Source organism: Frankia sp. CcCS3 (genome assembly GCF_977927575.1).
Window position 1 is genome coordinate 1 of sequence record NZ_CDWRCL010000107.1, and the last position, 12689, is coordinate 12689.

The 12689-nt window shown below is 71.9% G+C and carries 14 protein-coding genes; 7 read left to right on the plus strand and 7 right to left on the minus strand.

What is annotated here, in order from left to right:
• Positions 1-55 precede the first annotated feature (55 nt).
• On the minus strand, positions 56-706 hold the full coding sequence (locus tag AC08OQ_RS11305) for a hypothetical protein (protein WP_476605221.1): 651 nt from the start codon (positions 704-706) through the stop codon (positions 56-58).
• A gap of 53 nt (positions 707-759) precedes the next feature.
• Here AC08OQ_RS11305 and AC08OQ_RS11310 point away from each other — a divergent pair, with 53 nt between their 5' ends.
• Positions 760-1122 carry an antibiotic biosynthesis monooxygenase family protein gene (locus AC08OQ_RS11310; protein ID WP_462202845.1) on the plus strand — a complete coding sequence of 121 codons (363 nt, stop codon included), beginning with the start codon at positions 760-762 and terminating at the stop codon, positions 1120-1122.
• Positions 1123-1297: 175 nt separating this feature from the next.
• Positions 1298-2278: a ParA family protein gene (locus AC08OQ_RS11315; RefSeq protein ID WP_462202844.1), complete on the plus strand. Its 981-nt coding sequence runs from the start codon at positions 1298-1300 to the stop codon at positions 2276-2278.
• 465 nt (positions 2279-2743) lie between these two features.
• On the opposite strand, the gene AC08OQ_RS11320 is transcribed toward AC08OQ_RS11315, so the two are convergent.
• Positions 2744-4411, minus strand: coding sequence for a DEAD/DEAH box helicase (locus AC08OQ_RS11320; protein ID WP_476601417.1), 1668 nt, complete (start codon positions 4409-4411; stop codon positions 2744-2746).
• A 465-nt stretch (positions 4412-4876) separates the two neighbouring features.
• Here AC08OQ_RS11320 and AC08OQ_RS11325 point away from each other — a divergent pair, with 465 nt between their 5' ends.
• The gene (locus AC08OQ_RS11325) at positions 4877-5548 is read left to right on the plus strand and encodes a ferritin-like fold-containing protein (RefSeq protein WP_476605224.1); all 672 of its coding nucleotides are present in this window, start codon (positions 4877-4879) and stop codon (positions 5546-5548) included.
• A gap of 84 nt (positions 5549-5632) precedes the next feature.
• On the opposite strand, the gene AC08OQ_RS11330 is transcribed toward AC08OQ_RS11325, so the two are convergent.
• The 3 genes from AC08OQ_RS11330 to AC08OQ_RS11340 form a co-directional block, all read right to left on the minus strand.
• Positions 5633-5860: a DUF3107 domain-containing protein gene (locus AC08OQ_RS11330; protein WP_011438181.1), complete on the minus strand. Its 228-nt coding sequence runs from the start codon at positions 5858-5860 to the stop codon at positions 5633-5635.
• Between the two features lie 179 nt (positions 5861-6039).
• Positions 6040-6729, minus strand: a complete 690-nt coding sequence (locus AC08OQ_RS11335) for a TetR/AcrR family transcriptional regulator (RefSeq protein ID WP_462186504.1) — start codon at positions 6727-6729, stop codon at positions 6040-6042.
• Between the two features lie 161 nt (positions 6730-6890).
• Positions 6891-7094, minus strand: a complete 204-nt coding sequence (locus AC08OQ_RS11340) for a hypothetical protein (protein WP_462186503.1) — start codon at positions 7092-7094, stop codon at positions 6891-6893.
• Between the two features lie 419 nt (positions 7095-7513).
• On the opposite strand from AC08OQ_RS11340, the gene ku reads away from it, so the two are divergent.
• Complete coding sequence (ku, locus tag AC08OQ_RS11345) at positions 7514-8650, plus strand: non-homologous end joining protein Ku (RefSeq protein WP_476601415.1); 1137 nt, start codon at positions 7514-7516, stop codon at positions 8648-8650.
• A gap of 109 nt (positions 8651-8759) precedes the next feature.
• Here ku and AC08OQ_RS11350 read toward each other — a convergent pair whose 3' ends face one another.
• Entirely contained in the window at positions 8760-8933 is a 174-nt protein-coding gene (locus AC08OQ_RS11350; protein ID WP_462186501.1) for a CsbD family protein, read from the minus strand.
• A gap of 222 nt (positions 8934-9155) precedes the next feature.
• On the opposite strand from AC08OQ_RS11350, the gene moeZ reads away from it, so the two are divergent.
• Both moeZ and AC08OQ_RS11360 read left to right on the plus strand, forming a co-directional pair.
• A complete protein-coding gene (moeZ, locus tag AC08OQ_RS11355) occupies positions 9156-10328 on the plus strand; it encodes an adenylyltransferase/sulfurtransferase MoeZ (RefSeq protein ID WP_462186500.1) in 1173 nt (390 codons plus the stop codon).
• A gap of 155 nt (positions 10329-10483) precedes the next feature.
• On the plus strand, positions 10484-10750 hold the full coding sequence (locus tag AC08OQ_RS11360) for an MGMT family protein (RefSeq protein ID WP_462186499.1): 267 nt from the start codon (positions 10484-10486) through the stop codon (positions 10748-10750).
• Positions 10751-10766: 16 nt separating this feature from the next.
• Here the strand turns inward: AC08OQ_RS11360 and AC08OQ_RS11365 are convergent, their stop codons facing one another.
• The gene (locus AC08OQ_RS11365; RefSeq protein WP_476612029.1) at positions 10767-11525 is read right to left on the minus strand and encodes an SDR family NAD(P)-dependent oxidoreductase; all 759 of its coding nucleotides are present in this window, start codon (positions 11523-11525) and stop codon (positions 10767-10769) included.
• A 129-nt stretch (positions 11526-11654) separates the two neighbouring features.
• On the opposite strand from AC08OQ_RS11365, the gene AC08OQ_RS11370 reads away from it, so the two are divergent.
• On the plus strand, positions 11655-12689 hold a 1035-nt coding region (locus tag AC08OQ_RS11370; RefSeq protein ID WP_476612030.1), incomplete at its 3' end, for a UvrD-helicase domain-containing protein.

Below are 12689 nucleotides of genomic sequence, written 5' to 3' on the forward strand. Positions count from 1 at the left end.
AAGAAACTCACGACCCTGGAGTCCGCGGCGGAGCGGCTTGCCCGTCTCACCCCGGCTATCCTGGGTTGAGGGTCGTCCCAGGCGGCTGGGGCATCGGGTAGCCGGCCTCGGCCGCCCGGGCATGCCCCGCGCGCAGCTCCCGGTCCAGCGATGCCAGCTGACCGTGTGCCCCGCCGCGCAGCGATCGGCCGGCCAGTCGCGGGCGAGCGGCCATCTCATCGGGCGACGGCGGCGTGTACCGCCCGCGCAGGTATTCCCCGATCCACCGGGCCTGGGCAGCCGCGAGCTGCGCGGGACCCGCGACATGGAACAGCCAGGGAACCTCGAGATCGAAGACCTCGCCGAAACGGGCCGAGCCCGTCCCGGCCGGACCCAGCCGCGCCGCCGGGCCGGTGAGCACCACGGCCTCGAAAACGCCGAGTGGGTGGGCTTCGTCACCCGGGCGTGCCTCGTTACTCGGGTGGGGACCGCCGTGCACCTCAAAAGGCGGACCGTGCGTGGCGGCTCCGACCAGGCGTAACGTATTAGGAGTAACGGCGACGACACGATCAGTCAGACCGTGCGTGGCGAGTTCGGCGAGGGACGGCGGCGGCGTGGGGCCGTCGGAGAACGCGGTGACGGTCAGCCCACCGTCGGCGAGTGTGATCGTCGCGGCGGTTCCGGCGGCATTGAGACCGAGGACGGCGACACGGGGAAGACCTGGCACGTCGGGGGACTCTAGCGGCGCGGTGATGGATCCCGCGCACTACGGTTGAAGACATGAGCGTTGTTAAGATCAACGTATTGACCGTGCCCGCGGAGCTGCGAGACACCCTGGAGAAGCGGTTCGCCGGCCGCGCCGGCATGGTGGAGCAGGCCGACGGGTTCGAATGGTTCGAGCTGCTGCGCCCGATCGAGGGCACGGACACCTACCTCGTCTACACCCGTTGGCGTAGCGAGGAGGACTTCCAGAAGTGGCAGTCCTTGCAGGCGTTCGGCGAGGGCCACCGGCAGGCTGCGGCCGGTCAGGGCGCTCCCGCGGGCCACGGGGCCCCGGCGGGGGGGCAGGGTGCCCCCGCGGCCACCGCGGCCACGCTGTGGTCGTTCGAGGTGGTGCAGACTGCCGCCCCCGCCTCGAGCTGACCCGCGCCCGGCGGCGCACCCCGGATGAGACGAGCGGTACGCCCGGATCTACCAGTGTTGCGGATGGTTGGTCGGTGCCCGACTTAGGGTGATTGCAGAGTGGCCTCGGGGGCGCGTCGAGCTTTTCGCCCGTCAAGTGTTGTGACGGATCGGCCACGCCCCCACACTGATCGGTGTGGCCCGAGTACTCGCTGTTGCGAATCAGAAGGGCGGCGTTGCCAAGACGACCTCCGTGTCGAGTCTCGGTGCCGCGCTGTGCGAGCTGGACCGTCGGGTCCTGCTGGTCGATCTCGACCCACAGGCATGTCTGACCTTTTCGCTCGGGCTGGATCCGGATGCCCTCGAACTGTCGGTGCACGACGTCCTGCTGGGACGGTTGTCCGCCGGCATCATCATCACCAGGACACCGGACGGCACCGATCTGCTGCCCGCGACCATCGAGCTGGCGGGTTGTGAGGCGGTGCTGCTGTCACGCACCGGGCGGGAGCACGCGCTGCGGCTCGCCCTCGCCGAGATTGTCGACGAGTATGACTTCATCCTCATCGACTGCCCGCCCTCCCTGGGCGTGCTCACCATCAACGGGTTGACGGCGGCGGACGAGGTCATCGTGCCGCTGCAGTGCGAGACGTTGTCCCACCGCGGCGTCGGCCAGCTGTTGGACACGGTGCACGACGTGCAGCGGCTGACCAATCCCGGCCTGCGGGTCCGCGGCGTGCTGCCGACCCTGTTCGACGGTCGCACGGCGCACTGCCGGGCGGTGCTCGCCGACGTCTCCGCCCGGTACGACATCGCGGTGCTGGCGCCGCCGGTAGCCCGCTCGGTGCGCTTCGCCGAGGCGCCGGGAACGGGGCGGTCCATCCTGACGACCGCACGGCGCTCCAAGGGGGCCGAGGCCTACCGGTCGCATGCCCGGGCCATCGCCGGGGTCGCGGGGGTGGGCACGGCCGCCGGCATCGCTGACATCGCCGGCATCGCTGACCCTGCCGGGACCGCGGTTGGGCAGGCCGCCGAAACCGTTGACGGCCCGGGGACCACCTCGCCCGGTCGGCGGCAACGCCCTCGGGAGGGGGACGGCCGGCCCGTGGGCATGCGGGACCATTCCCGCCCACCGGCGCAGGTCGGCGAACCGGCCTGCGCCGGAGAGGTGCGGGTGTGAGTCGACGGTGAACGAGCTCGGGTGGACACCCGGCCGGGTGCCGGGCGGGACGCAGGCGCCGGGACAGGCGCAGGACCGGGCGACGGCCGGGTTCGACCGGCTGCGTCCGCGTGGCACCCGACCTCCCGTGATCACTCCGGTCCGCGCGAGATCGACGGTGGGTCGGGACGCGCATGGAAAGCGTGCGTTGTATAGCGGCGTTCGCCCCGTGACACCGCCGAACACCAGCCTGACCGTCAGCTGCTCCCGATGCGGGCAGACCAGCCCCCTCGGCGCCTGGCACGCGCTGCGCGTCCTGACGCCGAGCGTCCATCTACCGCTGGTCCGACTCCGGCATCCCTCGTTGGTGCGCTGTCCCTCGTGCCGGCGGCTGAGCTGGGTCCGGTTGGGTCTGCATTTTCGGCCCGCGGGCTGACGACACCCGCGGGCCGGCGACACCCGCGGGTACGCGGGGCCGCCGGGGTGTCAGGCCGACTCGGCTCGAGGCGGCGCGTCGGCCGCGGCCTCGGTACCGTCGCCGGCCTCCCGCATCGTGCCCGTGCCGCGGCCACGGTTGCCCCGACGCCGGTGCCGGCGTCGGGGCGACTCCTCGGCCTCGACGCCCGTCTCCGAGGCCAGGGCGGAGACGACGCGGGCGGTGTCGGTGTCCGTGTCGGTGAGCGGGGCGGTCCCGGTGAACTCGACCAGCCCGGTCTGCCCGGCACCGTCCACCACGGGTGGGCCGGCCTTCCGGCCGTCCTCGTCGACCGGGTCCGCCGGGTCCGCGGCGATGGCCAGCCCCGAGGCCGCGGCCGCTGCACCACCGCCGCGGGTGCGCCGACGGGCGCGAGTCCGGGTCGGCACCGCCGCCGGCTCGGAACGGTCCTGGTCACGCCCGGTCCGCGAGCCGCGGCGCCCGCCGCGGCCGGACTCCCCGAGATCCTCGATGTCCTCGGCCGCGAGCCCGGCGCGGGTCCGCGCCGCGTGCGGCAGGGTGCCCTTCGCGCCCGCCGGGATGCCGAGCGCCTCGTACAGGTGGGGAGAGGTGGAATAGGTCTCCACCGGACCGTCGAACGGCAGGGCGAGTGCCTTGTTGACGAGCGTCCACCGCGGCAGGTCGTCCCAGTCGACGAAGGTGATGGCCACCCCGCTCTCGCCCGCCCGACCGGTGCGGCCGATGCGGTGCAGGTAGACGTTCTCGTCTTCGGGGCACTGGTAGTTGACCACGTGGGTGACACCGTTGATGTCGATGCCCCGGGCGGCCACGTCGGTGGCGACCAGGACGTCGATCTTGCCGGAGCGGAAGGCGCGCAGCGCCTGCTCGCGCTGGCCTTGGCCCAGGTCGCCGTGCACCGCCGCGGCCGCGAAGCCGCGCTTGGCGAGGTCCTCGGCGACCTTGTCCGCGGTGCGCCGGGTCCGCACGAACACCATGGCGAGCCCCCGGCCGCCGGCCTGCAGGACCCGGGCCAGCACCTCCATCTTGTCCAGCGCGTGGGCGCGGAAGACGTGCTGACGGGTGGTCGGGACCGTGCGCCCCTCGTCCGGCTGTTCCGCGCGGACGTGCACGGGCCGCTTCATGAACCGCCGGGCCAGGGAGATGACCGGGCCGGGCATGGTCGCGGAGAACAGCATCGTCTGCCGCTCGGTCGGCAGCTGCGACATGATGCGCTCGACGTCCGGCAGAAAGCCGAGGTCGAGCATCTCGTCGGCCTCGTCGAGCACCAGGGTGCCGACGCTGGCCAGGTCGAGCACGTGCTGGCGGGCGAGGTCCAGCAGGCGGCCGGGCGTGCCGACGACGATGTCGACCCCGGCGCGCAGCGCGGACAACTGCGGCTCGTAGGCACGCCCGCCGTAGACGGACAGCACCCGCAGGCCACGGCGGGCGCTGGCGCGGGTGACATCCGCGGTCACCTGGACGCACAGCTCACGAGTGGGCACCACGACGAGGGCCTGTGGACGGCCGTCGGCACCCTCCTCGGCCGCCAGCACCGTCTGTACCACCGGGATGCCGAACGCGAGGGTCTTGCCGGTGCCGGTGCGGGCCTGCCCGATGATGTCGTTGCGGGCCAGGGCGAGTGGGAGCGTCAGCTCCTGGATGGGGAAAGCGTGCACGATGCCCGCTTCGGTCAGCGCCGAGACGGTCTCGGCGCGCACGCCGAGCTCCGCGAAGGTCGGCGCCGCCGGGGACCCGGGGGTGGAGGGGGCGGTTTGTGGCTCGTAGGGAGTTAGATCATCCGTGGGTACTTCAGCTGTGACGGACAGCGGGACGCTCCTGGTCTTCTCTGAGCGGTGTCTACGCTGAACCCGCTCGCGGTGAGCCGCGCGGCGCCCGCGACCCGAAAATCATGTGCCCCGGTGCCCTCGATGGCAACTCTGGGTGCACAGGTGACGAGGCGACGCCTGCTACACGGCGGCCGAGGTGACATAACGACCCCTGGCTACTCTCCAGTATAGCCGGTGTAACCCCGGGTGGGGGCTCCTTAGCAGGAGTGTTTGCCGACAGCGACTGCGGCGGGTGTCAGAATCGCGCCTGTGGCACAGACGACACGGACTCCGGCCGGCCCGGCGACACCCATCGCCATCACCACCCCCGGTCAGGTAGGTGACTTTGACAATCGGGTGCCCCCGTCCCCGGATGCTGGACCCGCGCCGACCGTGGATCAGGCGACCGTGGATCTACTGGGCCTGCTCGCCTACGGCGAGCTGACCGCCTTCGAGCGTATGGCCACCGACGCGCGGATGTCACCGACTGTTGCCGACAAGATCGCCCTGGCGAAGATGGCCGCCGCCGAGTTCGCCCATTTCCAGGCCATCAGCGACGAGCTGGACCGGCTTGGCGTCGACCGGGAGCTCGCGATGGCCCCGTTCATCGCGCCACTGACCGCCTTCCACAACTCGACCGCTCCGGCCGACTGGCTGGAGAGCCTCGTGAAGGCCTACGTGGGGGACAACATCGCGGCGGACTTCTATCGCGAGATCGCGGCGCGGCTTCCGTCACCGTCGCGCGAACTGGTTCTGAAGGTGCTCGACGACACCGGGCACGCAGCCTTCGCGGTCGAGCGGGTGTGCGCGGCGATCAGCGCCAACCCGACGGTGGCCGGGCGGCTGGCGCTGTGGGCCCGTCGGCTCGTCGGTGAGGCGCTCACGCAGGCCCAGCGGGTCGGAGTCGATCGCGACGCGCTCACCGGGCTGTTGGTCGGGGTCGGCGACCTGGAGGCGCTGGCGGCGATCTTCAACCGCATCATGTCGGCGCATGGCCGGCGGATGGCGTCGCTGGGCCTGTCCGCCTGATCCGGGCCCGCCGACCGGCGCGGCGACGCCGGTCGGCTCCCCGGCGGGCCGGCCGCCGGCCCGCTGCCGGTGGTCGGCCGGGACCTAGACGGCGCCGAAGCCCACCCGTCGGGTCGTGGTCGCGGCGATCTCCACGTAGGCCAGCGACGCGATCGGCATTATCACCTGCCGGCCCTTGTCGTCGACGAGGGTCAGCACCCCGTTGTCGGCCTTGACCGCCTCATTCACCAGCGCGGCGACAGCCTCCGGGGACTGGCTGCTCTCCAGCACCAGCTCCCGACTGACCTGCCGGACGCCGATCTTGACCTCCACCCGATGACCTCCGCCTTCGTCGGACCTACCGCCGGCGGACGAGAGCCGCCGATCTTGAATCACCGCCCACACTATGGCTTCCGGGACTTCTCCACCGCGGCAGGGGCGGCGTGTTCGCTCCGGGCACACCCGCTCACCCGACAAACGCTCGTCCGGTAAACCCGGTACACCGGACGACGTCAGCCGGTGGGGGGCACCTCCTCGTGCGGCTCCGTGTTCGTGCGCGTGGCATCCCGGTGCTCCTGGCGGGGGTAGCCGCCGATGCCGCGCCAGGCCAGCTCCACCATCGACTCGATGGCCCGTTCCTTTTCCACGGTGGCACCGCGGACCAGCCACCAGCGCGACGCCGTCTCGGCCAGCCCGACCAGCCCGACCGCGAGCAGGTCGGCCTCGTCCTGGGGCAGCCCGGTGTCGGCGACGATCGTCGCGGCGATGGCCCGCACGCACTGGGCGAAGGCGGTCTCGATGCGCTGGCGGACCGCGGGCTCGTTGCGCAGGTCCGACTCCAGCACGAGCTGGTGCGCCCCAGAGGGGTCGTTGACGAAGTCGAAGTACGCTCGGATGGACCGGGCGATGCGCGCGTGGTTGTCCGAGGTGGAGGCGAGCGCGTCCTGGACGCTTGTCACCAGCTGGGTGGCGTGCTCGTCGAGCAGCGCGAGATAGAGCTCGAGCTTGCCGGGGAAGTGCTGGTACAGCACCGGTTTGCTGACGCCGGCCCGCTCAGCGATCTCGTCCATCGCCGCTGCGTGGTAGCCCTGGGCGACGAAGACCTCGCGGGCGGCTCCCAGAAGCTGGAAGCGGCGCGCGGTGCGGGGGAGCCGGGGAGCCCTGCCCGGTCGTGTGTCGGGCGGGGCTGGCTCGGCGGTCACCGGCGCACCTCCTGGCTGATGGCGCACCTCCTGGTTGATGCGGTCAACAGTACCCGCGGGGTCCGACCGGCCGGCGTTCGTCGAAACGGAACCAGCCGGCCTGCCCGTCGCTCGCGCGGGGTGGCGCCGGGTCAGCGGTAGTCGGGTCAGCGGTAGTCGGGTCAGCGGTAGTCGTCGTCCTCGTCGGTCTCGACCACGATGCTCTGCTCGACGACGTCGTACTCGTCGGCCTCGACGGGTGGTGCCGAAGGTAGCCAGCGCGGCGCCGGGTCGGCCGGACGTATCTCCCGGGCCTGCTCGACGGCGTCGGCGTCGGGCGCCTCGATCGGGAGATCGGATGCCGGAAGGTCGGTGGGTGCTCCCATGGGGACGTCCTCCTGCGCTCGTCGTTACGGCGACCCGCTGGGACGGGCGCCGGAAATGGACGATCCGAACCTGTCCAGGGTCCGGATCGCGATGTTCCCGGAACGGGTGGTCCTCACGCGCCATCGGCCGGGCCGGCCTCGTCACGGACGTGGCGGTGGTGTCCGTCACTCATCCCACTCCCGGCTCCCGCGCCGTTCCCGGCTCCGTGCCCCGCTCGCACCAGGCTCCCCGTCCTGGGTACGTTCCGCCCTCCTGCACATATATCCCCCGCCGGCCATCGGTGTTCTCCGGCGTGTCTCCAGGGCGGCTGGTGCCCTGGAGATTTTCGCCTGCTGATAGGTTCAAGCTTTTCGCCTGTCTGGCTTACTCGTGGGCTTCCGGTGGGACACCATAGGGGTACGTGACGTGAGGGGCGAACATGCGTGCGACCTGGAAGGGCGTGATCTCCTTCGGCCTGGTGTCCATCCCGGTGAGGCTCTACTCGGCGACCCAGGAACGGGATGTCGCGTTTCACCAGGTTAGACGGTCGGATGGGTCTCGTATCCGATACCGGAGAGTGGCGGAGGCCGACGGGGACGAGGTCAACTACGCCGACATTGCCAAGGGCTACGAGCTGCCGGACGGGGAGACCGTCGTACTCACCGACGAGGACTTCGCGAATCTCCCGCTGTCCACCTCCCGGGCGATCGACGTGCTGGAGTTCGTCCCGTTGGAGCAGGTCGACCCGATCTACTTCGCGAAGAGCTACTACGTCGAGCCCGACCGCACCGGCGCCAAACCCTACGTTCTCCTTCGCGACGCGCTGGCCGCCTCGGGCCGTGTCGCGCTGGTGAAGATAGCCCTGCGGCAACGCGAGCAGCTCGCGACGCTCCGGGTGCGTGGCGGCGTCTTCGTCCTGGAGACCATGGTCTGGCCGGACGAGGTGCGGCAACCGGACTTTCCGTTCCTCGAGGAGGACATCGCGGTGCGCCCGCAGGAGCTGTCGGTGGCCGCCTCGCTCATCCACACCCTGGCAGCCGACTTCGACCCCACCAGGTACACCGACAACTACCGTGAGGCCCTGCAGGCCGTGATCGACGCGAAGGTCGCCGGTCGCGAGGTTGTGGCCTCGCCGGGCGGGCTGGCCGGCGAGGCGGTCGGCGACCTCATGGCGGCGCTGCGCGCGAGCATCGCCGCCGCCCGCGCCGGACGGCCCGGCGAAGCGGCCGTGGCTGGTGGTGCGGCCGTGGCAGGTGGTGACGCGGGGCCCGCGGCGGCCGGGGTTACCGACAAGGCGGCGGCCGGGGTCACCGGCAGGGTACCCGACGACAAGGGGCCCGACGACAAGGGGCCCGATGGGCGGCGGGGCGGCCGTACCTCTTCGGTCAAGGATGCCTCGTCGGCCCCGGGCACGAGGTCGACCGCCCGGAAGACGCCGTCCTCGACGAAGAGCACCGCGAAGACGAACGCCACGAAGACGCCGCCCGCCAAGACCTCCGCGGCCAAGACCACCTCCTCGAGGACGGCCTCAAGGACGCCGACCTCGAAGACGCCCCCGACGCGGCGATCCGCCTGAGGACCTGAGGAGCGGCCCCGGCGCGGGAGCCGGGGGCAGGTGGCGGCGGGGAACAGGTCCGTTAGGTGCCGTGGGGCTGGTTGCCGTGGGGCCGGTGGGTACCGGGCGGTCAGCGACGGAAGGCGTCCTTCGCCTTCTCCCCGGCGTTCTTGAGGTCGGCGACGCCGCGTTCTCCCCGGCCCTCCGCCTGCAGGTCCCGGTTCTCGGTGGCCTTGCCGGCCTGTTCCTTGGTCCGCCCGCGGAGCTCCTGCACCTTGTTCCTGACCTTGTCAGTGAAGGACACTGCACTCAACTCCTCCCTGTATGTGCGGCGGTTCGGAAGAGGTCTACCCGTGGCGGCCGCGGGAACACTCCGGGGACGCCGTGCGCTGTACTGAAGGGCTGACCGTCGCGATGCCCGATATGCACCCGCGATGAGGGACCTCCCGGCGGATGGCCCAAAACCGGCGAGGCCGCGTCGCGCTGTGGCATCGTCGAAGGACGACACCGAACGCGAGGAGCAAGCGTGTCCCTTCCGCCCCTGGTCAACCCCGCCGAGGGGCTGACCGTCGATGAGATCCGCCGGTACTCTCGACATCTGATCATTCCGGATGTCGCCGTGGACGGCCAGAAGCGGCTGAAGAACGCCAGGGTGCTGGCGGTCGGTGCCGGTGGCCTCGGCTCGCCGACGCTGATGTACCTGGCCGCCGCCGGCGTCGGGACGCTGGGCATCGTCGAGTTCGACACCGTCGACGAGTCGAATCTGCAGCGTCAGATCATCCACGGCCAGTCCGACGTCGGCCGCTCGAAGGCGGAGTCGGCCCGCGACTCGGTTCGCAACATCAACCCGTACGTGAACGTCGTCCTGCACGAGACCCGGCTGGACGCCTCCAACGTCATGGAGATCTTCAGCGGGTACGACCTCATCGTCGACGGCACGGACAACTTTGCCACCCGCTACCTGGTCAACGACGCCGCGGTGCTGCTCGGCAAGCCCTACGTCTGGGGTTCGATCTACCGCTTCGACGGCCAGGCCAGCGTCTTCTGGGCTAAGCACGGACCGTGCTACCGCTGCCTCTACCCGGAGCCGCCGCCTCCCGGCATGGTCCCCTCCTGCGCCGAGGGCGGGGTGCTGGGTGTGCTGTGCGCCTCCATCGCCTCCATCCAGACCACCGAGGCCATCAAGGTGCTGACCGGGATCGGTGATCCGCTGGTCGGTCGGCTGATGGTGTATGACGCCCTGGAGATGACCTATCGGTCGATCAAGGTCCGCAAGGACCCGGAGTGCCCGTTGTGCGGGAAGAATCCGTCGATCACCGAGCTGATCGACTACGAGGCGTTCTGCGGGGCGGTCTCGGAAGAGGCGCAGTTGGCCGCCGCCGGCTCGACGATCACCGCGGGCGAGCTCAAGAGCTGGCTGGACGCCGACGAGCCGATCGAGCTCGTCGACGTCCGTGAGCCGGCCGAGTGGGAGATCGTCCGGATCCCCGGCGCGCGCCTGATCCCCAAGGGGGACCTGCCCGCGCACCTCTCCGAACTGCCGCAGGACCGTCGGGTGGTCGTCTACTGCAAATCCGGGGTGCGCTCGGCCGACGCGCTCGCCACGCTGAAGGGCGCCGGCTTCTCCTCGGCCGTGCACGTCCAGGGTGGCGTGACCGCGTGGGCGACCCAGGTCGACAAGTCGCTGCCGGTCTACTGAGTGCCGGACGAGCCACGGAGCCTGGATGAGCCACGGGGAGCCTGGATGAGCGGGCCCGGCGTGACGCGCCGCCGGCGAGCCTCTCCGCCGGGCTCGGTACCCGGATCTCGCTCGGCGGCGCGCCGGGTCCGCACGCCTTCGAGGTGCTGGACGCGGTGGCGCGCATCCCGCCGGGCAAGGTGATGACCTACGGTGACGTGGCCGAGTACGTCGGCGCCGGGTCGGGGCGCACGGTCGGAGCCGTGCTGTCCCGATTCGGCGACGAGGTGCCCTGGCACCGGGTGATCCGGGCGACCGGGGAACCGAACCCGGCCGCACCGGTCGAGGCCCTGCGCCGGCTCGTCGCCGACCGGACGCCGCTGCGCCCCGGAGGCGACCGGGTCGATCTCGCCGCGGCCCGGTGGGACGGTTCTCCGGCCTGACCGCCCGCGGGCCCGGTCAGCGGGCGGCCATGCCGCCGTCGGCCAGATAGACGCTGCCCGTGACCAGGGAGGCCCGGTCGGACAGCAGGAAGACGACGACCTCGGCCACCTCGTCGACCGTGCCCAGTCGGTTGATCGGCGAGAACAGCGCGGCTCCGCGCCGCGGCCGGCCGTTGGCGTGCAGCAGCGGGGTGTCCACGAAGCCCGGCGCCACCGCGTTCACCCGGATGCCGCGGGTGGCGTAGTCCAGGGCGGCCGTCTTGGTCAGCCCGATGACCCCGTGCTTCGCGGCGACGTAGGGCGCCGACCCGGCGAACCCGACCACCCCGAGCACCGAGGCCATGTTGACGATCGAGCCTCCGCCGTTGCGCAGCATCGCCGTGATCTCGGCCCGCATGCTGTAGAAGACGCCGGAGAGGTTGACGTCCAGCACCCGCTGCCAGTCCTGTGCCGGGGTGGTCTCCACCGGCTCGCGCCCCGCGCTCACTCCCGCGTTGTTCACTGCCAGGTCCAGCCGTCCGAAGGTGCCGACGGTGACCTGGACGGCGCGTTCGAGCGAGTCGGGATCGGTGACGTCCGCCTCCAGGGCGAGCGCCTCCCCGCCACCGTCCTCGATCGTCGCCACCACCTCCTTGGCAGCGTGCGCGTCGAGGTCGGTGGCGACGACCCGGGCGCCCGCTCTCGCCAGTCGGCGGGCGCAGGCGGCGCCGATGCCGGATCCCGCCCCGGTCAGGAGCGCGACCTTGTCGCTGCACTCGGTCATGACTGAGGACACTGCCACGTCCTGACGCGCACGCGTGAGAGGTCCCCCGAGTGTCCCGGTCCCCGAGTGTCCCGGTCGTCGACACACCGCGGGGCCGGCGGAGTCGGCGGAGTTGTCGGACCCACGTGATGTGCTTTGCCCGTGGTCGTCCTTCCTGCCCCCGCACCCGCCGCCCCGCGTCCCGGCTACCGGCTGGTCGCCGCCCCGGTCGCGCCGCCGCGCCCGCTCGTCCTGGATGCGGCGCAGCGCGCGGTGGTTGAGCACGGCGGCGGGCCGCTGCTGGTGCTCGCCGGGCCCGGCACCGGGAAGACGGCCACGCTCGTCGAGGCGGTCGCCGCGCGGATCGAAGCCGGGGCGGATCCGCGGTCGATCCTGGTCCTCACCTTCAGCCGGCGAGCTGCCGGCGAGCTGCGGGAGCGGATCATCGCACGGCTCGGTGCCGAGGGCGGGGCCGGCGGAGGTCCCGGGGCGTGGACGTTCCACGCCTGGTGCCTGGCGCTGCTGCGCGCGCACGAGCGGCCGGCCCCGCCGGGCGGGCTCCGGCTGCTGTCCGGCCCGGAGCAGGATAGTCGGCTGCGCGATCTCATTGAGGGTTCCCGCGAGGACGGCCGGCCGGTCTGGCCCGAGCCGCTCGTGGGTTGCCTGCGCACCCGCGGTTTCACCGAGGAGGTGCGGGCGCTGCTGGCCCGCGCCCGCGAGGTCGGGCTCGAACCGGTCGCGCTGGCGCAGCTCGCCCGGCGTACCGGCCGCCCGGACTGGGCCGCCCTCGCCGAGTTCTACGAGATGTACCTCGACGTGTTCGGGTTCGAGGGGGCGGTCGACTACACCGATCTCGTCCACCGGGCCGTGGTCGTCGCCGAGAGTGCCGAGGGGGGCGCCTGGCTGCGTGGGCGCTACCGGCACGTCTTCGTCGACGAGTACCAGGACACCGATCCGGCTCAGGAACGCCTGCTGGGGGCGGTGGCCGGCGGTGGTGGCAACCTCGTCGTGCTGGGCGACCCAGACCAGTCGATCTACGCCTTCCGGGGGGCCGAGGTCGCCGGCCTGCTGGGCTTCCCGGCCCGGTTCCTCCGCCTTGACGGCGAGCCGGCGCCGATCGTCGCGCTGCGGCGCTGTCGGCGGATGGCCCCGGCCCCGCTGGCGGCGAGCCGGCACGTGGCCCGGCGGATCCCGGCC